This is a genomic window from Kitasatospora sp. NPDC001159 (genome assembly GCF_053598235.1).
In genome coordinates, this window is sequence record NZ_JBSFJV010000279.1 from 1 (window position 1) to 1,406 (window position 1,406).

Annotated in this window: 1 protein-coding gene; it reads right to left on the reverse strand. The window is 70.8% G+C overall.

Features of this window, described 5'->3' with window-relative positions:
- Positions 1-1,406 (reverse strand): potassium-transporting ATPase subunit KdpB (gene kdpB / locus ACWC9T_RS41860; protein WP_449826256.1); only part of this gene is annotated, 1,406 nt, incomplete at both ends.

Consider the following 1,406-nt stretch of genomic DNA (forward strand, 5'->3'; position numbering starts at 1 on the left):
CCGGTCATCGCGACCAGCTTGCCGCCCTCCTGCTCCTTCTTGATCAGGGCCATCTTGTCCTCGGGCGTGGCCTCGGCGAGGAAGTCGTCCACGCCGGCCTCCTCCGCGATCGCCTTGGCGGTCAGCGGGTTGTCGCCCGTGATCATGATGGTCTTGATGCCCATCCGGCGGAGCTCGTCGAAGCGCTCCCGCATGCCCTCCTTGACCACGTCCTTGAGGTGGATCACCCCGAGGACGCGGGCCGGCTCGGCACCGATCTTGGTGGCCACCACCAGCGGGGTGCCGCCGGCCGCGGAGATGCCGTCGACCAGGGCGGAGACCTCGTTGCCGACCGAACCGCCGTTCTCGGCCACCCAGTTGGTGACGGCACCGGCGGCGCCCTTGCGGACCTGGTGGACTCCGTCCCGTCGCCCGCCACCACCCTTGTCCGAGTCGCTGCGCTCCGCCCCTCCTATTGACTCGTCCAGGTCCACACCCGACATGCGGGTCTGGGCGGTGAACGGGACCCAGGTGGCGTGGGTGAGCTCGCCCTGGGCGCGGGCCCGCAGACCGTACTCGGTCTTGGCCAGGACCACGATCGAGCGGCCCTCGGGGGTCTCGTCCGCCAGCGAGGACAGCTGGGCGGCGCTGGCCAGTTCGTCGGTGCTCACACCCGGGGCGGGCAGGAACTCGGCGGCCTGGCGGTTGCCCAGGGTGATGGTGCCGGTCTTGTCGAGCAGCAGGGTGTTGACGTCGCCCGCGGCCTCGACGGCGCGCCCGGACATCGCCAGCACGTTGCGCTGGACCAGCCGGTCCATGCCGGCGATGCCGATCGCGGACAGCAGCGCGCCGATGGTGGTCGGGATGAGCGCCACGATCAGGGCGACCAGGACGATCATCGACTGCGGGGCACCCGCGAAGGTGGCCATCGGCTGGAGGGTGACGACCGCGACCAGGAAGACGATGGTCAGCGAGGCCAGCAGGATGTTGAGCGCGATCTCGTTCGGCGTCTTCTGCCGGGCGGCGCCCTCGACCAGGGCGATCATCCGGTCGATGAACGACTTGCCGGGCTCCGAGGCGATCTTCACCACGATCCGGTCGGACAGCACCTTGGTGCCGCCGGTGACGGCGCTGCGGTCACCGCCGGACTCGCGGATGACCGGCGCGGACTCACCGGTGATCGCCGACTCGTCGACGGACGCGACACCCTCGACGACGTCGCCGTCACCGGGGATGACCTGCCCGGCCTCGACCACCACGTGGTCGCCGAGCTGGAGGGAGGTCCCGGGGACCTCCTCCTCGTCCTGGGTGGCTGGCCAGTTGGTGAGCCGGCGGGCGACGCTCTCGGTCTTGGTCTTGCGCAGGGTGTCGGCCTGGGCCTTGCCGCGGCCCTCGGCGACGGCCTCCGCCAGGTTGGCGAAGATCGT